The organism is Fundicoccus ignavus (assembly GCF_009659375.1).
Classification (GTDB): Bacteria; Bacillota; Bacilli; order Lactobacillales; family Aerococcaceae; genus Fundicoccus; species Fundicoccus ignavus.
This window is the reverse complement of the sequence record NZ_WJQT01000003.1, coordinates 129,162-153,644: the sequence shown is the minus strand read 5'-3', so window position 1 is coordinate 153,644 and position 24,483 is coordinate 129,162. Positions and strand designations below refer to the sequence as shown.

Sequence of the window (24,483 nt, the reverse complement as noted above, 5' to 3'; positions counted from 1 at the left end):
TATGTTGTACGTTGGCTAGACGGATTAAAACAATTAATTGATTTAATCATATTCTATCCCCTTTCCTTACTTTTTAACGCCATAAATTCTTTTGGGACGGATATAAAGAACTGACAAGGCAGGTACATCAACCACAATCGAATGCGGTTGCTTATTAAATGCCTTTGGCTCTGTTTTAAATACTTGGTGACTATCTAATAATTCCCCACCAAATTCTTTGGCATCAGAATTCATCAAAATTTCATATTGTCCATGATAAGGTACTCCGATTCTTACTGAGCTACGTCGCACAGGCACAAAGTTACATACAACAATTACAAAATCTCGTGCTCGTTTGCCATGACGAATAAACGTTAAAACGCCTTCGTCATAGTTATCAGCATCTAATATAGTAATACCAGCTTCGTCATGATCTAACTGATAAAAGGCTTTTTCTTTTAAGCCTATTTGATTAATAGTCTTCATATAATGTTGGTATTCCGTATTATATGGCCTATCTAAATCAATCCACTCAAGTTCTGAATAATATCTCCACTCTAAATACTGTCCAATCTCATTCCCCATAAAATGTAGCATCTTACCAGGTTGAGCTAACATGTAGCCATGAATGACTCTGAGTGTCGCAAATTGGTTAAAGCGATCTCCAGGGATTTTACCTAACATTGACGCTTTTCCATGGACAACTTCATCATGAGAATAGGGAAGTATATAGCGTTCCTTAAATTGGTACATGAAAACAAAAGTAATTAGAGTTAAATTCGCTGGCCGATAGAGAGGATCCATTTCGAAAAATTTTAAGGTATCGTTCATCCATCCCATATTCCACTTGAAATCAAAGCCTAAACCGCCCTCTTCTACTGGATGAGTTATTTTCTCTCGACTAGTGCTTTCTTCAGCAATCATCAGTACATCTGGAAGTAATTGATGAATCGTTTGATTCATCTTTTGGAGAAATCTGACACCGGCTTTATTCTCGTTCGTGCCGTCTTCATTAGGTGTCCAAGGTCCCTGATCAAAATCTAAGTAGAGCATATTTGAGACAGCATCAACTCTTAAACCATCTACATGAAACTCATTTAACCAATAATAAGCGCTCGAAATTAAGAAGCTATGCACTTGGTCGCGACCCAAATCGAAATTCAATGTCCCCCAGCCGATATTGTTAGCCTGATTAACATCCGGATACTCATAAGTAGGTGTACCGTCAAAATAAGCAAGTGCATTAGCATTTCGACAAAAATGTCCTGGAACCCAATCTAATAGAACACCAATTCCAGCTTGATGTGCTAAATTAACAAATTCTTTAAACTCTTCGTTTGTGCCAAATCGTCCACCTACAGCAAAATAACCAGTAATTTGATAGCCCCAAGAAGCTTCAAGCGGATGATCCATCAATGGTAAAAACTCAATATGTGTATAACCCATCTCCTTAACATATGGAATCAGGAATGCTGCCAGTTCTGCAAAACTATAATACGTTCCATCAGCATGTTGCTTCCAAGAAGTAGCATGAACTTCATATATTTGTAGAGGTGTCTCATATTTATTTTTCTTAGCACGTCGTCGCATCCACGCGTCATCTTGCCATTTAAAATCATAAAGATCCCAGACAATACTTGCATCCTTAGGCGCTATTTCGAAACGATTGCTAAAAGGGTCTAATTTATACTCAATATGACCATTGCCATGATCTATCCCATATTTATAACACTGTCCTTGCTCTGCATTTGGGACAAACAATGTCCATACTCCTCCAGGAATTTGATTCATTGCTTGATTGGCCCACTGATTAAAATCACCTTGTAAATATACTTTATAAGCATTTGGAGCCCATACACTGAATTGATAGCCTTTAACACCATCGTGCACGTGAACTTTACTTCCTAAAAATCGATAGGATTCTGCATGATTACCATGGTTAAAAAAATAAATATTTTCTTCGAAATTTGGCAATGTAACGATAGACTGTTCCATAGATTTTGACTCCTTCCTAGTTAAAAACATTATATCATGTAAGCGTTTTATTTTCATGAATAATCTTAATATTTTCCATGAAAACAAATAGAATCGAGTAACTAAAATAAAAATTCTTTAAATACTGAACTTTTATTTAACAGATTAACAAAACATTCGAAGCAATTTTTAAAAAGTATTCATAAAAAATAATATCTGTCATGACATTTGTTTTATTTATCAAACTATAATCTTATTTTAACTAAATTCTAACCTTATTCATTCAAAAGTTCAAGGATAATATGTTTAATATATAATAATCTCAAACACCATTTTATTTAAGCTACTTCCCGACACAATGTCTCCGCTTTCATTTCGTTCTTGAGTTTTAGTCTAAAAAATAGCTAATTACATCGTTATAAATCGGGATTAATTTCTGGTTTAGTACAGTCACTTAATAAAGATCTTTGTAGAATGACTTCTTTTTCTAAAGAAGTCACCCTTAAAAAGGGAATTTTCGATAGGCAGCAATTTTTCAAGATTGCCGTTAGGAGCTGAATTTAAGTACTTCCCCAATTATTATCGTTTTATTCACCTATTCTATCATTATCTTGATTCGCATTCGTTCTAATATGCTAACTCAAATTTTGAGTCGACACATTGGAACTCCAACGCGCCAACTCAGTTCGCCAGTCGACACGTTAGAAATAAATTCAACAATATCCACTTCAAATTTTTGCTTTCCCTTACCTTTTTATAGACAAATACACCCATTCACAGGCAAAATCCACCAGATATTTCACTAATATTTTCTAATGTACTAACTCAGATTCTGAGTCGACACGTTGGAACTCCAACGCGCCAACTCAGTTCGCCAGTCGACACGTTAGAACTAAATTCCGTCAAGTCCACGCACCTCAAAAAACCTCGGATGAGGCCGTTCTGTTTAGCAGTATAACTTGATTATATCGCTTTATTTTTGTTGGAATAGTTAACGTAGATCAGCGAATTGTTTTCCATAGCGGTACAAAGGGCAATCGGCGTAGCTTGCTCTGACTATGAGCAAAACGAAGTAGACAGAGCCTAGCCGATTGAGCTGGAAAAGCACGAACTTCAGTGAGGCTTTGAAAGCGACCACTGCCTTGGAAAACAACAAGATGAGCGAAGTACACACCTGGTAATTCAACATAAAACTTAAATTCCCTTAAAATAAAAAAAGACCTTAAACCTATTAGGTCTAAAGTCTTTTATGAGTGTTAAACACTCTTCGAGCGGCAAAATTATTATTGCTAATAATTAAAACTGATTGTTCACAGCAATCAGTAATCGTATCGCCTTCCTGGCTGAGTTTTAAACTCTGATACCTTGCCTTCACAATCTATCTGATTGTTATTCGACTCATCGCATGAACAATATATTATCACAAGCATTCAATAACTGCAAGCCAATCTTTCATAAGATTAACTCACAATCGTTAAACAATTAGTTATTTAACATAACTTCCAAACGATATCCATCTGGATCACTTACGAAGAAGTAAGTAGGCGGTGTTCCTGGTAGACCTTTCATTTCTGTAGTTGCATAACCTGAAGCTAAACATTTCGCGTGGACAGCTTCTAAATCATCCACTCCTAGCGCCAAGTGACTAAAACCATCACCAATTGTATATGGGTCTGCTCCATAATTATAAGTTAACTCTAATTCAAAATTACTTCCTGGAACCACTAAATACACTAAGTCAAAACCATGTTCAGGAAACTTTCTCTCACGACTTACTTCAAAATCGAATATTTCTGTATAAAATTTTAATGATGCTTCTAAATCATGCACTCGATAACAAGCGTGTAATAATGTTTGTGTCATATCAAATTCTCTCCTTAAAAGTTAATGTAACTACATATCTAGTTTTTCAAAAGCAAAGGGTACTAACTCTTCTACAGTTGTAGTAAATATTTCGCCATCGTTACGTGTTAAATACACTGGTGTATCCGGTTTACAAAATTCAACCATTACCTGACGACAAACACTACACGGTGATAAGAAAGTTTCAGTGTCCCCTGCTACTGCGATTGCTTTGATAAAGCCAGGTCGATAACCAGTTGAAACCGCCGTAAATATTGCGCTTCTTTCAGCACAATTTGTAACACCAAACGAAACATTCTCAATATTTACTCCAGTAAATACCTGATTGTCTTCTGTCAGCAGTGCTGCTCCGACAGGGAATTTTGAATAAGGAGAGTATGAATTTTTCATAACTTCCCTTGCTTGAGACATCAACTCTTCAATTTGTTTAACTTCCACGTTCATCCTACTTTCTCATAAGAATTTGCTTTTCGACTAGTTAGTTTCTGTTAACGTACAAGAAAAACCTTTCAAGTCATTTAATTCAAAGATAAAATTATTATTGCTTAAATGCAGAACAGGTACTCCTACCATATTCCACATTTTACGATCTTCAAATTGCGGACGAGTATCGCGTAATTTTAAAAATTGTTTCAGATTTCCCATCGATTCTGTTATATTTACTTTTTCATACTCATAACCTTGCTTATCTAACTCTTCTACAAATGCCGCTGTATCTGGACATTTATCACTATAATATAGTACGTGCTTTGCCAAAATAATCCCTCCATCTATTCGTTATGTCTCACTATTATAACAAAATTATATCACATTCGATACTAGTAATATTATCTCATTAGCTTTCAATAACGTTTATTCTGTTTGATCTAATTGTCTCGCTTCATTAGTAAAGAAATCTCCCGTACTAAATAACATGTTTGTTTGAATATCTTGCATCACTTCTTCTATTGCGTAGGTTTCTTGTCCACGAATTAAATCATCTCTTAAAAAAAGGAAAGAGACTTGTCGATTTTCATAAGGATCACCACTTTGAATAGCGACAATTGAACGTGGTTCAGTATTTTGATACATATAGCCCATTGAGATAACTTGTGGATTTAATGAAATTAACGCATCTAAGGACGCTGATTCTTTAGTTAATTGATCGATTTCTTCTATGGATAAAACTTGTTCTGCTTCGATTACTAAACTTCTATTAGCAACACTCGCATATGCTAATAAATCATCAAAAAAGTACAAAGCAAACTCTCCTACATCAGGCATACCAGTATTAGGATTAACCTCAGAATCTTCGTAAGTATACACCAACAGTTTGATTGGTGTATCTGGAAATTCTACATATCGTGGCTTAATCCCTGGATCAAAGTTCTCTTCTACATCCTTTATTAATGAACCTAGTGGTTCTTCTGAGGCTAAATCACGAAATGTTAAGTCTGATAAAGCAAGTTGATAACCTTCCCATGCTTCCACAAATTTGGGATTTGTAATAGTAGTGTCTGTCATTAAGTCTTTTAAAGGATCCACCGTTAAATCTGTTTCAACTGTTATTGGTTCTAGACTAACAGCTGTTGGTTCCGACACACTACCAATTTGACCATCTACGTAATGAAAAGCTAGTTGATCGAACATTATTGTCTGAATACCTTGCATTGCTGAGAATATATCCATTTTATCATGAGCTTCGACTTTCCCATCAGCTAACATATAGAAATAAGTGTTAGCTTCCATACTTGATTCTCCACTATCAATGGCTACAATATCACGACCTTCTTCGTCAACTGAAATATGTCCAAAGGCCTTAATTACAGCATTAGAATCAACAATTTTAGCAAAATCCGTACCAGCATTAGCCAATTCATCGGCGATTTCATTTGCTAAGATATTATCATCAAAGTTCGTCACAATATTACCTAGACCTACAAAAACTAAATGCCCTTCTGCAAATAAAAAACCTACTTCTGCAACATCCAATGCACTATCCGTGAAGCTATACAATAAGAAACGAAAATCTAAAGCACCCTCAATAGTTGATTCAACTGGCTCTAAGTCTGTTGAGACTTTCGCTCGCACTTCTTCTATACTGTCTCCCGTCCACTCACCAGACCCAAGAGAATGGAACTCCATATTCTTAACGGCGTCTTGGTAGACATCAAATGCTTCAATCATGTATTTACTATCTAAATTTTCGTCAGTTACTTTACTCAATAGGTCCACACTCAATTGATTAGCCCTTACCTCAAAAGGTGTTGTCGAAAATACTACTATCCCAGTAGCTATGCTCATCATTAAAATGATTATTTTTCTATTCATCCATCTCACTCCAATACTTTTGAATATTTATTAGTCAGAAAACCTCGGACGATTCCGAAAACTTTAAATTCCGTTTAGCAGTTTTACTTGATTATATCGCTTTACTTTTGTTGGAATATTTAATATAGATCAGCGACTTATTTTCCATAGCGGTACAAAGGGCAATCCATCGTTACTAACAGAATTGCTTGCTCTGTCTATCAACAAAGAAAGCGAAGTAGACAGAGCCTAGCCGATTGAGCTGGAAAAGCACAATCGTCAATGAGGCTTTGAAAGCGACCACCGCCTTGGAAAACAACAAGCTGAGCGAAGAACAAAGATTGGTAAATCAACATAAATCCTATAAAACCTTATGTTATAAAAAAGCGTTACAAAAAGATAAATTGTAACGCTTCATCTATTATTCTTCTGAATTAGTTTCATTTTCCTCTTGAGTGTCATCTTCTGAAGAATTTAAAGCATCATAGCTTGCATCTGAATAAAAACTCGTAATTTCTTCATCAGCTTCTTTAAAATTCACTGCAATATACCTTACAACTTTATCTTCTTCATCGGTCGATGTGGTCGTCATATTACGCGACAACCAAATGACTTCATAAGTTTCACTTCCGAAAAAGTAGCCCGTTTGTGTAGGTTCACCTAACTTCTCAAGTAATTCTTCGTAAGTAACACCCTTATTTTCGTGATAGTCAATCGCTTCCTCTGATGTAATATTCAAACTATCGAAAACACTTAAGTCTCGTGTTTCTTTTGTTACTTGATAGAGTCCTTCACCTTCATACAATTGTACTTTCACCTGAATGGCTGACTCAGCATCTATAGCTAAATAATGAAGAAAACGACTTTGTGCATAGCTACTCTCATAACCAGGTTCACCTAAAATTTCAATGATAGCTTCTTCTGATATTGGCTCCCCATTACTCCCAGCTTCAACTAAAGCCCAATATTTTTCTTCTATGTCTTTATGGCTTAAATTGTAATTCTGGTCAAAATCTTCAGTAGGTTGCAAATAAAAAGCTAAAGCATTCGCTTGTTCTTCTGAAAGCTCATACTTAACATTCTCGTTATCATTAGCCGACCCTGAACTTTCGACAGTTTCACTAGTAGTCTCTTCATTGTCTGTCGAGTCTTGTGCTGATGCGGTAGAATGTACGCACCCCCAACCAGTTAACATCAAGACCATCGCCGTCGTTAAACATCTTCGCATTCTATTTTCCATCCAATCACTCCTCACCTGACTTAACTTTTGTAACATACTTAAACTTTCTTCTATTATACTAAAACCTTACAGAATATTTCGAGCAATATGACTATCACTAATGGAGTCCTATCAAATTTATACAATCAACAAAACTCTTTCCAAAATAGTGACTTATCTATAAACAATTTATAACCAATTGCTTTGATTCATTGATGTCTTTTCAAAGTTACGCTAAAATGATAAAGTGTTATGTTAAGTAAACATTTATTATGGAGGAATTTATGAAAGAATCATCTTCACAAAACTGGATACTCAGATTTATTAAAGGTATGTTTATCGGATCTGGTTTTATTTTACCAGGAGTTAGTGGTGGCGCACTGGCTGCTATTTTCGGAATGTATGAAAGAATCATTCGATTCTTAGCCAATATCACAAAAGATTTTAAAGATAACTTTCTATTCTTTTTACCAGTAGGATTAGGTGGCTTGTCAGGTATTGTCATTCTATCATTTGGAGTGAGTTTCTTACTCGGCAATTTCGAAACCATTATCTTGTGGTTTTTCGTAGGTTGTATCGTCGGTACAGCACCTTCTTTATGGAAAGAAGCTGGTAAAGAAGGCCGCAGCCAGAAAGATATTGGTGTTTTCTTCCTGTCTTTCATCGTTGGTTTTATACTATTGTTTATAGGTAATCAACAATTTACTGGTTCTGTAGCGCCAAGTTTCATCTCTTGGTTCATCTCAGGTGGTTTAATTGCCCTAGGAGTCTTAGTTCCTGGCTTGAGTCCATCAAATTTTATTGTTTATATGGGACTTTACACAGCAATGGCTGATGGTTTTAAAAGCTTAGATTTATCTGTAATTATTCCGATTGCAATTGGTGGATTAGTTACCATTTTAGTTTTATCTAAATTAATTGAAGCTATTTTTAAACGTTATTATAGTTACTTCTTCCACTTCATTGTAGGAATTGTAATTGCTTCAACTATTATGATTATCCCAACTAATTATGCCGGTTTTTCAATTGTTCAATACCTTTTATGTGCTTTAATGCTTGTTTTAGGAACTGCTCTTGGAAAATGGATGTCAAAATTAGAAGAAACTTACAAATAAAAAAAGAAGTTACCTATGCTTTACGAACTTTCTACACTGACTCTATAGAGTTCATGTAGTATGCTTCGTTTGGCTTTCGGTAACTTCTTTTTATTTTTCTACAAGCACATGTGGAATAAACTCATGTGCAAATCTTCTAGGTTTAACATTCTCGGTTTCGAGCACTCCCATCATCATTTGAAATGCTACTTGTCCTAATTGTTGGGCTTGAATATCTATAAACGCATCTTCATGCGTCATCAACAAATCACTTGAGTCATATGCTTTAAATGTTAAAGCAGGAATCGTTTCTTCTCCTTGAAGTCTCCAACCAGCTTTAAAACCTTTTGCTACTAATTGATCGGCAATTACAACCGCATCAATACAGTCAAGCTCTTTAATGATTTTAGAATAATGAAACCCATCTTCAGGAACAAATTGCACTTCATTAAAAACCCACTGTTCATTTAGTGTTAAGCCTGCTTCTTTCAACGCTTGTTGATAGCCCATTAAACGATCACGGATAAAGATTCGATTAGTATCTCCTCCAATAAACGCTATATTTTTAGCACCATTCTCGATTAAATACTTTGTCCCTTCAAACGAACTACCCTGGTTATCATTATCAACGAAATTAACATATTTTGAAGACGGTGTTCCAATCACTACGTAAGGAAAATCCAAATCTTGAACTAAATTAAAGATTGGATCCTCATCTGAAGCATAAAGAAAGATTAAACCATCCACTTGCCTGCCATGCACCATTTTTTCAACATTCCCATGACGTTGATTACTTGTTTGACCAGTTGCAATCAGTAATGCATAACCTGATTTTGATGCCTCATCATTGATACCTCTCAGTACCGTGGGGAAAAAGGGATTCTGATAAAAAGCATCCGTTGCATCTGGTAAAACCAAACCGATAACAAAAGACTTCTTACTTACTAGACTTCTTGCGTTAAGGTTTGGATAATATTTAAGTTCTTTCATTGCTTGGCGAACCTTTTCTTTTGTTGCGTCACTAATCGAAGGATTATTCTGGATAACACGCGAAACTGTGGAAGGTGCCACACCTGCTTTTTGTGCTACATCTTTAATTGTAACAGCCAAGACTTCAACCCCCTAATATTTATTTTTGAAATTCAATTGCGCAAACGTTAGCGCCTATAATTCCATTATACGGAACCGCTTTAAAGGTTGCAATTATAATGTTTAATTTTTGTTCAGCTTATTAAGTTTATTAGAATTTCACTAATTTTTACGAAAACGTTTGCGTTTAGCGTTGCAAAACATTATAATGAAATTGTAAAAAAATTTAAGGAGGGATTTCTATGGAAAGAACGAGTGGTGTGTTACTACACATCTCGTCTTTACCGAATAAATTTGGTATCGGATCATTTGGACAATCAGCTTATGATTTTGTTGATTTTCTCGTTCAGTCCGGTCAAACTTATTGGCAAATATTACCTTTAACAACAACTAGCTATGGTGATTCTCCATATCAGTCATTTTCAGCATTTGCTGGAAATACTCATTTCATAGATTTTGATTTGCTTGTTAAAGATGGTTATTTAAAAGATTCTGATTTTGCTGGTGTAGACTTTGGTCAAGATCCAGAAAACATTGATTATGGTTTAATCTTTAATGTCAAAAGACCGATTCTAGAAACTGCAGTTAAAAACTTTTTAAATAGTGAAGATATTTATGAGTTTAAATTTTTCGTCGAAAAAAATGAAAGTTGGCTTGAACCCTTTGCAGAGTACATGGCAATTAAAGAACATTTTGGTTTAGTATCTTGGGATCAATGGGATGAAGACATTCGTTACCGTGATGAGGATGCATTAGAAAAGTATCGTATGATGTTAGCTAAAAAAATGAATTTTCATCGTGTCACACAATTTTTCTTCTTTAAACAGTGGAATGAATTAAAAAGCTATGCTAACAAACAGAATATTCAAATTATAGGTGACATGCCAATTTACGTAGCTGGTGACAGTGTAGAAATGTGGTCAACACCTCAATTCTTTAAAGTTGATTCTAAGAAACGCCCTACTGTTATCGCTGGTACACCCCCTGATAACTTTTCTGAAGATGGACAATTCTGGGGTAATCCAATTTACGATTGGGAGTATATGAAACGTCATAACTTCGATTGGTGGGTGACGCGAATGGAAGAAAGTTTTAAACTGTATGACGTTGTTCGTATAGATCACTTCCGAGGATTCGAATCTTATTGGGAAGTTCCTGCCGATGCAAAAACATCTGCTTCTGGTAAATGGGCAAAAGGGCCTGGAATTGCACTTTTCGATACAATCCAAGACCGTTTAGGTGATGTGAAAATTATTGCTGAAGATTTAGGTTTCATGACTCAAGAAGTGATCGATATGCGCGAAGGCACAGGCTATCCTGGTATGCGTATCCTTCAATTCGGCTTTAGTACTGTTGACAGTGTTGACTTACCTCACCACTATGTAGAAAACTCTGTAGCATATGTAGGAACGCATGATAACGAAACAGCTCTTGGCTGGTATAAAGATTCTGCTTCCCCAGAAGTTCAGGCACAAGTAAATCGCTACTTACATCGCCACGATTCTGAAACAGTTTCTCAAGCTTTAAACCGTGGAATTGCTGCTTCACCAAGTTATTTGGCTGTTTATACGATGCAAGACTTATTGAATTTAGATAATTCAGCACGAATGAATACACCATCGACAATTGGAATTAACTGGAAGTGGCGTATGTTAGACAATGCGATTACTGATGAGTTAGCACGTGATCTTTATGCTTTAACGGATACTTACTTCCGTTTAAATGTAAAAAACCAAACAAATGATATTATTACAGAAGAAACAGAAGTTTCTGAGCCAAATGAAGATGCTTTAGTAACAGAAATTAATTAATGGTTAAAAGTTATTTGCTAAGTAACCTAAATACCATACACACACACATTTACACCCTTACTTAGCAGGTAGCAAATTTAAAATTCAAATTGGCGCAAGGCAAACCAAAAAGGAGAAAGAAAAACAATGACAAAATTAGAACAGTACACTTTAGACTTATTTAATAAACCAATTAGAGAATGTACGGACCAAGAATTATACAAAGTTTTATTAGATTTAGTGCGTGATTCTTCTCAAGACTTACCTACACACGAAGATAAAAGAAAATTATACTATTTCTCAGCTGAGTTCTTAATCGGAAAATTATTATCGAATAATTTATTGAACTTAGGCATTTACGATGAAGTTAACGATGAATTAATCGCTAACGGTAAAAATATCATGGATATTGAACAAGCAGAATTTGAACCTTCATTAGGTAACGGCGGTCTAGGTCGTTTAGCAGCTTGTTTTGTTGATTCAATTACTACCCTCGGTTTGAATGGTGACGGTGTTGGTTTAAACTATCATTTCGGTTTATTCAGACAAGTATTTAAAGAAAATCAACAACACGCGATTAAAGACCCTTGGATTACGGGCGATGATTGGTTAATTAAGAGCAGTAAAACCTATGATGTGCCTTTTAAAAACTTTACTTTAACATCAACACTTTATGATATTGACGTTTTAGGCTATAACCAAAACAAACGCAATCGTTTAAGATTATTTGACTTAGACTCTGTGAATGCAGATATCATTGAAGATGGTACAATAGACTTTGATAAAACAAATATTTTAGAAAACTTAACATTATTCTTATACCCTGATGATTCAGATCATGAAGGTGAATTGTTACGTATTTACCAACAATACTTTATGGTATCCAATGGTGCTCAATTAGTTATTGATGAAGCAATTGAAAAAGGCAGTAACTTGCATGATTTAGCAGACTATGCTGTCATTCAAATTAATGATACTCACCCTGCTTTCGTTATTCCTGAAATGATTCGTTTATTAACAGAACGTGGTATCGATTTTGATGAAGCAGTAGAAATCGTTCAATCAATGACCGCTTTCACAAACCACACAATTTTAGCTGAAGCATTAGAAAAATGGCCTATTGATGCACTTGAAGATGTTATACCAGAAATTGTTGAAATTATTCGTCAATTAGACGCACGCAAGAATGCTGAGTTCCCTGGTAATACAGCTGTTGAAATTATCGACGTTCACGGTAACGTACATATGGCTAACATTGCCATCCATTATGGTTTCAGTGTCAACGGTGTTGCAGCATTACATAGTGATATTCTTAAAGCTGAAACATTAAAAGACTTCTATGAAATCTATCCAGAGAAATTCTCAAATAAAACTAACGGAATCACTTTCCGTCGTTGGATTATGGATGCGAATAAAGAGTTAGCGGACTACTTGGACAATTTAATCGGAACTGAATGGCGTAACAATGAAAACCTAGAAAGTTTATTAGATTTCCAAAATGATATTGAAGTCATTGAAAAATTACGTGCTATTAAATTCAATAACAAATTACGTTTGAAGAAACACCTTCAAGATACTATGGGTGTTGAGATTAATGAGCATTCAATAATTGATGTCCAAATTAAACGTCTCCATGAATACAAACGTCAACAAATGAACGCAATGTATGTCATTTATAAATATTTTGATATTAAAGCGGGTAATATTCCAGCAACACCAATCACAATTCTATTTGGTGGTAAAGCAGCGAATGCCTACACAATTGCTAGAGATATTATTCACTTGATTTTGACATTATCAGAATTGATTGCGAACGATCCAGAAGTAAGTCCACACTTGCAAGTAGTAATGGTCGAAAACTATAATGTTTCTCACGCTCAATACTTAATTCCTGCTGCAGATATTTCAGAACAAATTTCATTAGCTTCGAAGGAAGCAAGTGGAACTGGTAATATGAAGTTCATGTTAAACGGCGCATTAACTTTAGGTACAATGGATGGTGCAAACGTTGAAATTCATGAGTTAGTTGGTGATGAGAATATCTATACATTCGGTAAATCAAGTGAGTATGTCATTAACTTATATAATACTGGTGAATACAACTCTAACGCGTTCTACCAACGTGATACAATTAAGCCAATCATTGACTTTATCGTTAGCGATGAAATGTTAGCGTTAGGTGACAGTACTCGACTAAATCGTTTATATAACGATATCATTTCTAAAGACTGGTTCATGGCTCTTTTAGACTTAGAAGATTATATCGAAACCAAAGAAAAAATGCTTGCTGAGTATGAAGATCATACAGCATGGACTCAGAAAACGATTGTGAACATTGCAAAAGCTGGCTTCTTCTCTTCAGATAGAACGATCAATCAATATAACGAAGAGATTTGGCATTTAACACCACATAAAAATTAAGTAATTAGCAAAATACACAAAAACCTCGAACCGAATAGTTCGAGGTTTTTGCGTATTTATTCTAGATTACAACTCTTTCAAATGCGTCAATACTTATACCATCAGCTAATACTTGTTTGGCATATTCTTTTGCGCTGAACAATGAATGATCTTTATAATTACCACACTCTGTTGCGGTCGTTGCTTCAATTGTATCTGCCTCTAAAACAATATTTAAAACATTTTTCAAAGCTTGTGCTATTTCAGCAGGCGTATGTTCATCCCAGATTACCAAGTAAAAACCAGTTCGACAACCCATTGGTGAAATATCAATTAAGCCTTCTAGCTCGTCACGCATGTGAATCGCTAAGAAGTGTTCTAAGGTATGCACCGCCGCAGTTGTTAATGCTTCTTTATTCGGTTGCAAGAAACGCAAGTCATATTTCTGAATGACTGCCCCTGTTTGATGTTGTTCTTTTCCTGCTAAGCGTACATATGGTGCTTTTACAATATCGTGATCCAATGAAAAACTTTCTACTTTTGCCATAATATATTCTCCAATCTACTTACTCTCTTTTTCAACTTCTTCAACTGATTTAATGATTTTTTCAGCTAAAGTATCTGTTGTCACAATGACATTAATTAATTGATTTTCTAAAGCAGCTTTTACAGCTTCAGCTTTGCGGTCTCCATAAACAACCGTCATAACCATTGGTATTCGAGTTAAATCTTTAAGACTCAAACCCAAAACGTTCTGATTAATATCTGCTTCAACTTCTAAGCCGTTCGCATCAAAGAATCTTGAATTAATAACTCCCACAACTTCTTTTTCAGTCAACTCAACAACATCATCAACACTTAAATAACCAATTCTACGCATGTTGGTCTCTTGATCTAAACTCGAGATACCAACTAAAGCTAATTCCACAAATCGCCCTTCTTCTAAGACACTTTGAATGGCACGATTGTTACTTAATTCTTCATGTAATAAATGATTGGAAACTAAAGCAGGCGCATAAAGATATTTCGCCTTCCCACGCATTTTTCGTGCTAGATCGTAACTTAATTGGTTCGATTGAATATCGAAATAATCATCACTCAAGCCTCCTATTAAAGGAATAATCGTGGCATCTGGATGATTCGTATAGGCAAAATAATCCACCAAACCTCTTAGTGAGTTCCCCCAAGATATGCCAATGCTGCGGTAATCTTGTACGATTTTATTCAAATACAATGCGGCTTGTTGGCTAACAATTTTTTTGATTTCTTCATGTTTCAAATTGAAAGTATCAATTACCACTGCATTTTTAAGATTGAACTGTTTCTCTAATTTTCTTTCTAAACTTGCTGTATAAGCATTCTCACTTTTAATAATGATTTCAACAATGCCTTCATTCTTTGCATCTAACAGTATTTTAGAAATGAGAGAGCGTGAAACGCCTCTTTGTCTCGCAATTTCAGCTTGTGTTAAGCCTTCTTCGTAATACATTGAAGCAATCTTAACGATTTCTTTTTCGTTTAGTTTTTCCAATAAGATAACTCCTTATCTAAATTGTCAGTTCATGAGTTTGCATGAAATCACGAACATCTAATAGACTTTTTACTCGATAATCTGGTTTCAAGGATGGTAAAATTAATTCCTTAATATTCTTCGCAATTTTAATTGGTCCATTAACTGAAGGCATATCTGACAAATCATCTTTAATGTGAAATGAAGTAATTTTAGCATTGAGTGCAGCATTAATTCCGGCAGGTGAATCTTCCATCACAATCGCTTTGTCTGGACTAACACCTGATTTATGACAAGCAGTCAAGAATATTTCTGGATTAGGTTTGCCATTTGAGACTTCATCCCCAGCTACAATCACATCAATATATGGTGTAATATCCTCTAAGCCTAAATATAAATCAATGACTTTTCTTTTAGATGAAGATGCGACAGCAGTTTTAATTTGCTGTTCTTTCGCAAAGTTCAATATTTCAAGTAAGCCTGTTTTCTTTCTTACCGTTTTGCGCTCTTCAATCAATTGAAATTTCAAATCAACAATATCTTTGCGCCACTTCACAACCTCTTCTTCAACCTCATAAATATACTGAAGTGTTTTAATGATATCACCTTGTGTTTTTCCTAAAACATGGTTAAAAACTTCAGGTTTCACTTCAAAACCATGAATTTTAGCAGTTTCCAGATAACATTCATAAACCAGTCTTTCTGTATCAAACATCAGGCCGTCCATATCAAAAATGAATAATTCTTTCTTTATCATATATAACCTTCCTTATACTTATTCGCCAAACTAACATATGGAAATATTATACCATTATTCTTTTTAGAATGTTGATTCGAAATCCAAGTATGAAAATACGAACTACGCCAGAATGCTTAAGATTTGTTCTGCATCTTTTATTATATTATGGACCGTGAATTGTACGTGAAATACCAAATGTAAGGCTGTGAAGACAGTCAACGCCTTGTAAACAATTTGATGCGTGAAGTATCATGCTTAATTAATCAACATAACAATGGCTCGGTTGGAATACGCTTTTTAGAATCGCACTTTGCCTCTCTCTTGATAAGAGGGGTGTTATACTTTTCGTGAGTCTATGTTAAACTGTGTTTGCATCATGTGAATTCATCCATGTCGATTGGGGTTTAGTGGTATCTTCAATATAATATGAAATTTCCGTAGTATATTCTATGAATTTTTAGAAGTGGCTAGCTTCATTAAGCTAATCCACCGGTCCGTTTTGCAGTTTAACTTGATCATATAGCTTTACTTATATTGAAGAACGAAGGCTACTCAGTTATCTGCAAGCTTAAAAGACAAAAGAACCTCTTGAGACTATTAAAATCTCTTGTGAGGTTCTTTATAATTTACTCTATAGAACGGTTTAATGATAAAAAACATCAAACCATCGCCTTTCACACCATGATGACTACCTAGTTTTGTTACATGAATATTATCGACTAGGCTACTTTGTACTTCATGTACTATTGTGGCTAGTTTTGTTTTAATTAATTCAACAAAATTTGGCTGATTGAATGCGACGCTCCCACCCAACATATACAGCCTAGGTAAATAATGCAAACAATTGAATAGATAGTAGAAGTTTTGCTATCTGCCCAAATTTCAATCATAGCCACAGCTTGGTCGTCCTCTTCAGCGCATCTAGTAAAGTTCCTTTGTCGTAATAGTAGTATCAGCGTAAGCAATTTGCCCTGCTATTTGTATTGTCTGTTCTGCATCTACATCTTCATGTTTAGCCATCTTGCCGTTTTGATAAGTCGGCAAGAAGCCAGTTTTACCTGAAAATACATACATACATTAAAACAATGCTCCGAATCCTAGACATTACTAGTCACAATATAAGTTTGAGATAATTGACCATTTTTATCAATATTAGAAATGGTCATTTTAGTTTCTCCGATATCAATTCCTAAAGCGTATTCTTTTACAATCATAGACAGAACTCACTTTCTATTAGTTATTTAACAGATTCACAAATTCACGGAAAGCGTCAATTCCTTCGTTATTGCGCTTAAATACACCAGCGTGTTCAAGTATTGTCGCAAAACGCTTCCCTATTTCACTTTTCATAATACTATCAACATTATCACTTGTAATCTCATGTGCAGCTTGAATTTCATCTGCCCATGATTTGTGTTTCTCATCTAGTTGGTTTTCATTACCAACTAAATATGCTTCTACTTCAGCAAGTTCATTTTTTAATCTTGGTGGTAAAATTGCTAAGCCCATCACTTCAATTAAACCAATATTTTCTTGTTTAATATGCTGTACTTCTGGATGGGGATGGAAGATACCGTCAGGATATTTTTCTGATGTATTATTATCACGTAATACTAAATCCAACTCAAAAGTTTGACCATTGTGTCGTGCAATTGGTGTTAACGTATGATGACGTACCCCATCTTCTGTATAGGCTACAATTGATAATTCCGGTTTAGAGTATTGTTTCCATTCTTCATAAACATGATTAGCAGCTTCGACTAAGTCATCGATACTTTCACCTTGTAATCGGATAACAGACATCGGCCAATTGACAATGCCTGCATGAACACTTGGCCATTTGTCTAGTTCAAATGTATATTCAATCTCAGCTTTCGCCATAGGGAAGTCATAATGTCCTCCTTGATAATGATCGTGTGATAAAATTGAACCACCTGAAATTGGTAAATCTGAGTTCGAACCGACAAAATAATGCGGGAAAACTTTAACCAGATTCAATAGATTAGCAAACGTCTTTTTAGTAATTGCCATCGGTGAGTGTTCTTGGTCAAGGAAAATAGCATGCTCAGTAAAATAAGCATACGGTGAGTATTGGAAGCCCCAGCCTTCTCCATCTAAATCAATTCTGATTATACGGTGATTTGTTCTTGCTGGATGACTTACTTTACCTAAATAACCTTCATTTTCCATACACAAGTGACATTGAGGATATTTCGATGTCTGTGCTTGGCTTTCCGCTAATATTTGTTTTGAATTCTTTTCTGGTTTAGATAAATTAATGGTAATTTCTAATTGACCATATTCAGTATCTGCAGAAAATTCAATATTTTGTGCGATTGCTCGTGTTTTAATATAGTCGTTTTTGCGACTTAAATCATAGAAATAATCTGTCGCAGCTTCTGCTGATGCTTCATAAAGCTCATAAAATTTACGATTAACTTGAGATGGTGGTGGTGTAAGCAGATTCATTAACTGACTCTCAAGGATTTCACGTGAAGATTGGAAATCTTCAACAATACCATTCTCCACTGCTCTATCCACTAAAATATCCAATAATGCTAAAAGTGTTAGTTCAGATGTTTCAACAGATTCTTCGTTTGGCGAAAAATCCTCTTCTCCGATAAGTGCTAACACTTGATTACATAGATAAATATGATCCATCACTTCAAATTGATCGTTCTCTACGATTACTTGATTGACGAACGCAACAATAACATTACTAATATGCATACTTTACTCCTTTGAACGAAAATTTAAACCCTTTTAGCTATTATCTCAATTTGAACACCATAACTCAACACGATTATTAGATTTTATATAATTAATAGTTAAATACCCATAAAGAGTCCGTTAGTTCTCGATACAATTCTTTTGTCCACCATTGTTTTTGATAGCCAAGTGAATTTGTCACAAAACGAGTCCCGTCTCGGTTAATTTCTCCTCGATAATGAACATGCCCCATAATACTGTGGGTGACGTTGTATTTCTGATAAATTTCATCGAAATCATCGGTTGCAATATAAGCATTAAAAAAATCAAAAATTTTATTAGGTAGTGGAATGGTAAACTCAGGAATCGTGATAACATGTGTGACTAATATAATTTTTGGTCGCTCTACACGCAGAATATCTTGTTCTGTATCAAAAATAAACTTTTTAGATAAATCTGCATCCGATTGTTGCCATCTTGTGTAAACCTTATCTTGCCAAGTTGCCATACGATATTTACCTACTTCGAGTTCCTCTTTCGAAAAGCGTTTATCGTGATAGGCATGATTGTACCAACCCGGATTACCTACAAGACCTATTTCATCATTTAAAATTAAAGGTTTGTTCATAAGAGATTGCGGATGATCGACAAATATTTGGTGAACTTTTTCAGAATCCGGAGTTCTCTCCCCCATTTCCCAGTAATCATGGTTACCAGGTATGAAATAAACCGGTATTCCCGTTTGATTTTGTAATTTTTCAACGAACTGAATTGTCGTACTGTAATGATTAGTTATATCTCCGCCAATCACTAATTGATCAAGACGACGATCCGTCATTAATTGGGCGAGCGTACTTAAAAAATCTGCTGGTTGATATTTATGGCTTGAGTCAATATGTAAATCCGATATAAAACCAATTTGTTTCAATTCGCTCACCTTCTTTTATTATTTCATTCATTGTACCATATTTACAACACACTAAGAAAAATCGGGCATTGTCCCGTGATTATGAATTTACTTCTGTTGGAATACTTAAAATAGCTCAGCGCCTTGGAAAAACACTACGCTGAGCCAAGCAAAAAGTCGATAAATCAACATAAAACTTATATTCCTATATAATCAAAAAAAGCTAAGAGCAAGCTACTTAAGAGCTCTTAACTTCTTTAGACTATTACTTACGTTTATTTTGGTGATATTGACTTTTTGTTTCAACTAATTTTTCACCAGAGTTAATAATATTATGCTTCTCTTTCTCTTCTTGCTTTAAAATATATTCATCTCTAAAGTGCGTTTTCCAATAAACCCATAATAAGACGAGCACAAAAGCAATGCCTTGTAATGTTAGCATGGTTGTAGGATTTTGTGTCAACAAGCCGACAAACGCTGCTATTAGTGTTGGTATCAACATACTATGTAAACTTAAATGTATTGCTTCTCGGTAGCTCTTAATACTAAAGATATCGCTAAAACGCATAAATGAAATAAATAAACTTGAACCTAATATAACCATCAGTGTACTCAAGAATATTAATACCCATACATTAATAAAGTTTGTCAAAACAACTGCCATACGGTTACTTTCAAACCATTGTTGGGACAATTCTTGAATCAACGATTCTGTTGAATTGACTGATGTCAAACGCTCAACAGATCGATATGGTTGCGAAATTAAAGGGCGATCAACCTCCTGAATATAAAAAGTGGTTGGAGTAAAGATTATAAAATCTTTAGCCACTGGAAGATCCACCTCTTCTGGATACAAAGCAAGCAAACCTTCGTCATTGTCCATCAGTATCTGCTCTTCAGTTATGAGCAATGTTTGTTCATTAAATGAGAGTTGATTTATTTCCTGAACTAATTCTTCTGAAACCAGATTCATTGCCTTAGGAACATAATCAATCAAAGTCACTTGATTAATTTTTCCTAAACTAATTGAAATAGGCATCAAGAGACAGCCCGTTAATACTAAGATTAATACAATCATTTGCCAAATTTTTAAATAATTGCGATTCTTAAAACTTAATTTTGGCAAAAAACTATTACGTAAATAATTTAATGGGAATACTTCCACAACTTACACCTCTTTTATTCTAACTTACTGAATTGTAACATATCTATTAAATAAAAAGGTATCTCAATTTCACATAAGAAATTGAGATACCTTCTCGAATCCTTAACCTTTAGTTCCACCCGCAACCAGACCAGAAACAAAGTTCTTTTGTAACATAAAGAACAAAATTGAAATCGGTAGGGCAATTAATATTGCGCCTGCCGCAAATAATGCAACACGTTGATTTCGTGCATCATTTATGAATGTCTGTAAACCAACCGCTACCGTATAGTACTCTTGATTACGCAAGATAAATTTTGATAGCATATAATCTCCAAACGGTCCCATAAATGCCCATAATGCTTGCACAGCAATCATTGGACGCACTAACGGCAACACGATTTGACCGAAGATTCTAAAATGACCTGCTCCATCTAACTTAGCCGACTCATCTAAATCATAAGGTACTGTATCAAAGTAGCCTTTCATTAACCAAGTATTCATCGGAATTCCCCCACCAATGTAAAGGAAAGATAAGAACCAAAACTCATTAATCGCATCTAATAACAATGCCATAACGAAGAAGGCTGTTAAAGCTGCCGTAGTTGGCACCATCTGAATCACCAAGAAAACTAATAAGCTCTGTTTGCGGCCGATAAAATTGTAACGAGAGTAAGCATAACCAGCAATAGTTACAATAAATACCTGAGCTACCATGGTCGTAATCGCAACAATCAATGTATTCTTATACCACGTTAAATAACGTGTTTCCTCAAATAATCTTCTAAAGTTTTCCAATGTCCATTTGGTATCAAATCTCAATGAAAACGCAGTTGTATTACCCGGTTGAAAGGCTGATGTAACAGTAATTGCTAGTGGATAAATGATAATCACAGATAAAGTAACTAAGAATAAATAAGTAAAAAAACGTCCTAAATACTTACCAAATTTCGCTGAAGTTTTGAGATTTTTCATATTAAACATCCTCCATACTGAACGCATTCGTACGTTTGAATACGATTAATGAGACTGAGATAACAACTAAAGAAACGATTAGCGTTAAAGCAGCAGCCATTGAGTACTGTGGAGTACCACTCGTTGTTAACTTATAAATCCAAGAAATTAGAATATCAGTTTGACCTGCCCCACCACCGGCACTTCCCGGTCCTCCATCATTAAAGAGGTAGATCATTGAGAAGTTGTTAAAGTTCCCAGTATATTGTGTGACAAAGATTGGCGCTGCAACAGACAAGATAACTGGCAATGTAATACTCTTAAACTGCTGAATGGCATTAGCTCCATCAATACGCGCCGCTTCATATAAATCCTCTGAAATAGATTGCAAAATACTCGTCACCATTACATAGATATAAGGGAAGCCTAACCAACCTTGGATCATGATAATCGCAACCTTTGTCCAGAATGGATTAGTTTTCCATGCAATTAAGCCAATGTTTACAAAAGGTAGATTATTAATGAACGGAATAACTTGTGTATTAATCGCTCCAATTGAATCATTGAACATGTTAGAAAATGTCATGATTGTGATAAAAGCTGGGACTGCCCAAGGTAATAGGAATATAACGCCAAAAATACGTTTACCTTTGATAAATTTTTGATTCGCAACTACCGCAGTAAGTACACCTAATACAATTTGTAACGTTGTTGCACAAGCCGTCCAAATAATCGTCCAACTAAGTACTGAGAAAAAAGCATCTCTAAAAGTACTTAAGAAGAAAATATCAGCAAAGTTTTCCATTCCAACCCAACTGATTAAATTAAATGGAGGTGTCGTCATAAAGTCATAATCCATAAAAGCCATAAAAATTGTAACTAATACCGGAAATACAATGGCAAAAATCATAAATAAGTAAGCTGGTATAATTAATAAATAAGGGAAACCATTAAGATAAATGTTACTGAACAATTCACCGAATGTTTCATTAACTTTTAAACCAAGTTTTCTATTCTTAGCGACCTTCCCTGCATCATATATATTAAAGAAATAAAAAGTTACAAAAATTACAGTCACTAAGATTTGAATCGTCCCTTGAATCATGAGAAATAATGAATGATCTTCTCCAGGAACTTCTCCAAGTGTGATTAAGCCTGTAAAAGCTGAAATTCCATATGTAATCATTTCATAAATAAATAGAAGTGCGATGGCTAAAAATAAGATACCTTTTATTAACTGTCCATTATAGAACTGACCTAAACCAGGAATAATCGAAAGCATTCTTGCTGTCCCTGGTTTGTGATTTGGCTTTGCTAGTTGATCCATGTCAAAAACCTCCTTAGTGTGCGAGTTGACCACTTTTTCGCACATTTTCTTTCTTATTATTGATAATTTGAACAAAAATCTGGTGAGCAATTATAGCCCACCAGACCTTTCTCAAATACTTCGACTCTTTTTTTAGTATTTCTGTTCAATTGTTTGAGTAATTAACTCAACAGCAGCATCTGCTGATTCTTGAGCTGTTTTATTACCTGACGCAGCGTCAAACATTAAGTTCTCAGCGCCAACCCAAACTTCTGACATTTGTGGGATATTTGGCATTGGTTCTGCGTTAGCATATACTTCAATTACCGCAGTAGTCAATTCATTATTTATCTCAATTGCTGCATCACGAGATGCGTGGTTTGCTGGGACTTCGTTTAATTCATTATATAAGTGTGTTTGTTGTTCTTCAGTTGAAACCCAGTCAATAAATAATTGAGCTAAATCTTTTTTCTCAGAATAGTTAGAAATTACCCAACCTTTACCCCCACCAAATGGAGTATATTCTTCACCGTTTGGTAATGTAGGGATTTTAGCTACACCGTAAGGAATACCTGCATCTTCAAAAGCAGCTGCATCCCATGGTCCACTAATAATCGCTGCTGTGTCACCATTGATGAATGATTGGATAACAAAGTCTCCTGATGCTGTAACATCTTGCATTCCTTGTGGCCAAGTATTCTGGAACCAATTAACAGCATATTCAATACCTTCAACTGCTTCTGGAGTGTTTAAACCAACATCAGTGTAATCTGTACCATCTGATCCGAACACATAGCCACCATATCCAGCGATTAATCCGTATGACATGTAGAAGTCAGTCCATTTAGCTAAGAAACCAACGTTTTTGCCTTCTTCATTTTCAAATGCATACGCTTCATCTTGAGCGATTGCTTCTAATTCTTCAAAAGTTGTTGGAGCTGCATCTAATAAGTCAGTATTATAGAACATAACTAAAGTTTCAATTACTGCTGGCGCTCCAAAAACTTGACCATTTGCAGATACTTGTTGAATATCTGTTTCATCGTAACCAGCTTCATCAATCAATGTTACAGGAGCTAACTGACCTGTCATTCCTAAAGAACCAATTCGGTCGTATGGTGATATATAGACATCAGCACCTGTTCCAGCAGGTCCATCTAAAGCAATACCATCTAACATTTCAAACATGTCAGCATCTAAAACCTCTACAGTTACACCGTATTCTTCTTCGAATTCTGCGATGTGTGCGCTAACATAATCGTATACGCCTGCTGCTGAAACAATTAAGGTTTCACCTTCTTGGGCTGTAACTTGAGTCACAGTACCTGCTACAGTTGATAAAGCGGCTAATGCTGAAACAGAAGCTAAAGCTAATTTCTTCCAATTTAATTTCATTTGGGATCCTCCTTATTTTATGGTTACTGATGCAACCGTTTTATTCCCTAAATACATTATGCATTAATAAAATAGTATTTTCAAGCGTTTTCATTTGTTACCGTTAACATCTTTGTTGAGAT

20 protein-coding genes are annotated in these 24,483 nt (G+C 35.1%); 3 read left to right on the top strand and 17 right to left on the bottom strand.

All coding sequences use genetic code 11. The features are described from left to right. Positions 1 to 66: 66 nt before the first annotated feature. The 6 genes from glgB to GF867_RS03845 form a co-directional block, all read right to left on the bottom strand. Positions 67 to 1,974, bottom strand: coding sequence for a 1,4-alpha-glucan branching protein GlgB (gene glgB, locus GF867_RS03870; protein ID WP_253940720.1), 1,908 nt, complete (start codon positions 1,972 to 1,974; stop codon positions 67 to 69). 1,461 nt (positions 1,975 to 3,435) lie between these two features. Beyond that, the gene (gene gloA, locus GF867_RS03865; RefSeq protein WP_153831798.1) at positions 3,436 to 3,816 is read right to left on the bottom strand and encodes a lactoylglutathione lyase; all 381 of its coding nucleotides are present in this window, start codon (positions 3,814 to 3,816) and stop codon (positions 3,436 to 3,438) included. A gap of 30 nt (positions 3,817 to 3,846) precedes the next feature. Beyond that, complete coding sequence (gene cdd, locus GF867_RS03860; RefSeq protein ID WP_153831797.1) at positions 3,847 to 4,260, bottom strand: cytidine deaminase; 414 nt, start codon at positions 4,258 to 4,260, stop codon at positions 3,847 to 3,849. Between the two features lie 30 nt (positions 4,261 to 4,290). Then, complete coding sequence (locus tag GF867_RS03855) at positions 4,291 to 4,572, bottom strand: glutaredoxin (RefSeq protein WP_153831796.1); 282 nt, start codon at positions 4,570 to 4,572, stop codon at positions 4,291 to 4,293. 96 nt (positions 4,573 to 4,668) lie between these two features. Further along, positions 4,669 to 6,126, bottom strand: coding sequence for a hypothetical protein (locus tag GF867_RS03850; RefSeq protein WP_153831795.1), 1,458 nt, complete (start codon positions 6,124 to 6,126; stop codon positions 4,669 to 4,671). A gap of 400 nt (positions 6,127 to 6,526) precedes the next feature. Continuing rightward, the gene (locus tag GF867_RS03845) at positions 6,527 to 7,345 is read right to left on the bottom strand and encodes a hypothetical protein (RefSeq protein WP_153831794.1); all 819 of its coding nucleotides are present in this window, start codon (positions 7,343 to 7,345) and stop codon (positions 6,527 to 6,529) included. A gap of 263 nt (positions 7,346 to 7,608) precedes the next feature. Here GF867_RS03845 and GF867_RS03840 point away from each other — a divergent pair, with 263 nt between their 5' ends. Then, the gene (locus GF867_RS03840; RefSeq protein ID WP_246168124.1) at positions 7,609 to 8,439 is read left to right on the top strand and encodes a DUF368 domain-containing protein; all 831 of its coding nucleotides are present in this window, start codon (positions 7,609 to 7,611) and stop codon (positions 8,437 to 8,439) included. Positions 8,440 to 8,529: 90 nt separating this feature from the next. On the opposite strand, the gene GF867_RS03835 is transcribed toward GF867_RS03840, so the two are convergent. After that, complete coding sequence (locus tag GF867_RS03835) at positions 8,530 to 9,528, bottom strand: LacI family DNA-binding transcriptional regulator (protein WP_153831792.1); 999 nt, start codon at positions 9,526 to 9,528, stop codon at positions 8,530 to 8,532. A gap of 221 nt (positions 9,529 to 9,749) precedes the next feature. Here GF867_RS03835 and malQ point away from each other — a divergent pair, with 221 nt between their 5' ends. Further along, positions 9,750 to 11,318, top strand: coding sequence for a 4-alpha-glucanotransferase (malQ, locus tag GF867_RS03830; protein WP_153831791.1), 1,569 nt, complete (start codon positions 9,750 to 9,752; stop codon positions 11,316 to 11,318). Positions 11,319 to 11,444: 126 nt separating this feature from the next. Then, positions 11,445 to 13,718, top strand: a complete 2,274-nt coding sequence (locus GF867_RS03825) for a glycogen/starch/alpha-glucan phosphorylase (protein ID WP_153831790.1) — start codon at positions 11,445 to 11,447, stop codon at positions 13,716 to 13,718. Between the two features lie 61 nt (positions 13,719 to 13,779). On the opposite strand, the gene GF867_RS03820 is transcribed toward GF867_RS03825, so the two are convergent. The 10 genes from GF867_RS03820 to GF867_RS03775 form a co-directional block, all read right to left on the bottom strand. After that, a complete protein-coding gene (locus GF867_RS03820; protein WP_153831789.1) occupies positions 13,780 to 14,244 on the bottom strand; it encodes an S-ribosylhomocysteine lyase in 465 nt (154 codons plus the stop codon). Positions 14,245 to 14,259: 15 nt separating this feature from the next. Next, positions 14,260 to 15,228, bottom strand: coding sequence for a sugar-binding transcriptional regulator (locus tag GF867_RS03815; RefSeq protein ID WP_153831788.1), 969 nt, complete (start codon positions 15,226 to 15,228; stop codon positions 14,260 to 14,262). Between the two features lie 16 nt (positions 15,229 to 15,244). Continuing rightward, positions 15,245 to 15,964 (bottom strand): HAD family hydrolase, encoded by a 720-nt coding sequence (locus tag GF867_RS03810; protein ID WP_153831787.1) that lies wholly within the window; start codon positions 15,962 to 15,964, stop codon positions 15,245 to 15,247. Positions 15,965 to 16,867: 903 nt separating this feature from the next. Then, on the bottom strand, positions 16,868 to 17,020 hold the full coding sequence (locus GF867_RS03805; RefSeq protein ID WP_153831786.1) for a hypothetical protein: 153 nt from the start codon (positions 17,018 to 17,020) through the stop codon (positions 16,868 to 16,870). A 159-nt stretch (positions 17,021 to 17,179) separates the two neighbouring features. Next, complete coding sequence (gene galT / locus GF867_RS03800) at positions 17,180 to 18,676, bottom strand: UDP-glucose--hexose-1-phosphate uridylyltransferase (protein WP_153831785.1); 1,497 nt, start codon at positions 18,674 to 18,676, stop codon at positions 17,180 to 17,182. A gap of 91 nt (positions 18,677 to 18,767) precedes the next feature. Continuing rightward, positions 18,768 to 19,583 carry a metallophosphoesterase gene (locus tag GF867_RS03795; protein ID WP_153831784.1) on the bottom strand — a complete coding sequence of 272 codons (816 nt, stop codon included), beginning with the start codon at positions 19,581 to 19,583 and terminating at the stop codon, positions 18,768 to 18,770. Between the two features lie 244 nt (positions 19,584 to 19,827). Continuing rightward, a complete protein-coding gene (locus GF867_RS03790; protein WP_153831783.1) occupies positions 19,828 to 20,727 on the bottom strand; it encodes a hypothetical protein in 900 nt (299 codons plus the stop codon). A gap of 102 nt (positions 20,728 to 20,829) precedes the next feature. Next, a complete protein-coding gene (locus GF867_RS03785) occupies positions 20,830 to 21,681 on the bottom strand; it encodes a sugar ABC transporter permease (protein WP_153831782.1) in 852 nt (283 codons plus the stop codon). Between the two features lies 1 nt (position 21,682). Beyond that, positions 21,683 to 22,987: a carbohydrate ABC transporter permease gene (locus GF867_RS03780; RefSeq protein WP_153831781.1), complete on the bottom strand. Its 1,305-nt coding sequence runs from the start codon at positions 22,985 to 22,987 to the stop codon at positions 21,683 to 21,685. 132 nt (positions 22,988 to 23,119) lie between these two features. Further along, a complete protein-coding gene (locus GF867_RS03775; RefSeq protein ID WP_153831780.1) occupies positions 23,120 to 24,361 on the bottom strand; it encodes an extracellular solute-binding protein in 1,242 nt (413 codons plus the stop codon). Positions 24,362 to 24,483: the final 122 nt, after the last annotated feature.

Excerpts from the sequence above, each read along its gene's own strand:
- GF867_RS03780 (WP_153831781.1), bottom strand. The coding sequence starts at position 22,987 with ATGGATCAACTAGCAAAGCCAAATCACAAACCAGGGACAGCAAGAATG.
- GF867_RS03845 (WP_153831794.1), bottom strand. The coding sequence starts at position 7,345 with ATGGAAAATAGAATGCGAAGATGTTTAACGACGGCGATGGTCTTGATG.
- gloA (WP_153831798.1), bottom strand. The coding sequence starts at position 3,816 with ATGACACAAACATTATTACACGCTTGTTATCGAGTGCATGATTTAGAA.
- GF867_RS03805 (WP_153831786.1), bottom strand. The coding sequence starts at position 17,020 with ATGTATGTATTTTCAGGTAAAACTGGCTTCTTGCCGACTTATCAAAAC.
- glgB (WP_253940720.1), bottom strand. The coding sequence starts at position 1,974 with ATGGAACAGTCTATCGTTACATTGCCAAATTTCGAAGAAAATATTTAT.
- GF867_RS03810 (WP_153831787.1), bottom strand. The coding sequence starts at position 15,964 with ATGATAAAGAAAGAATTATTCATTTTTGATATGGACGGCCTGATGTTT.
- GF867_RS03825 (WP_153831790.1), top strand. The coding sequence starts at position 11,445 with ATGACAAAATTAGAACAGTACACTTTAGACTTATTTAATAAACCAATT.
- cdd (WP_153831797.1), bottom strand. The coding sequence starts at position 4,260 with ATGAACGTGGAAGTTAAACAAATTGAAGAGTTGATGTCTCAAGCAAGG.
- GF867_RS03785 (WP_153831782.1), bottom strand. The coding sequence starts at position 21,681 with ATGAAAAATCTCAAAACTTCAGCGAAATTTGGTAAGTATTTAGGACGT.
- GF867_RS03775 (WP_153831780.1), bottom strand. The coding sequence starts at position 24,361 with ATGAAATTAAATTGGAAGAAATTAGCTTTAGCTTCTGTTTCAGCATTA.
- GF867_RS03850 (WP_153831795.1), bottom strand. The coding sequence starts at position 6,126 with ATGAATAGAAAAATAATCATTTTAATGATGAGCATAGCTACTGGGATA.
- GF867_RS03820 (WP_153831789.1), bottom strand. The coding sequence starts at position 14,244 with ATGGCAAAAGTAGAAAGTTTTTCATTGGATCACGATATTGTAAAAGCA.
- galT (WP_153831785.1), bottom strand. The coding sequence starts at position 18,676 with ATGCATATTAGTAATGTTATTGTTGCGTTCGTCAATCAAGTAATCGTA.
- malQ (WP_153831791.1), top strand. The coding sequence starts at position 9,750 with ATGGAAAGAACGAGTGGTGTGTTACTACACATCTCGTCTTTACCGAAT.
- GF867_RS03840 (WP_246168124.1), top strand. The coding sequence starts at position 7,609 with ATGAAAGAATCATCTTCACAAAACTGGATACTCAGATTTATTAAAGGT.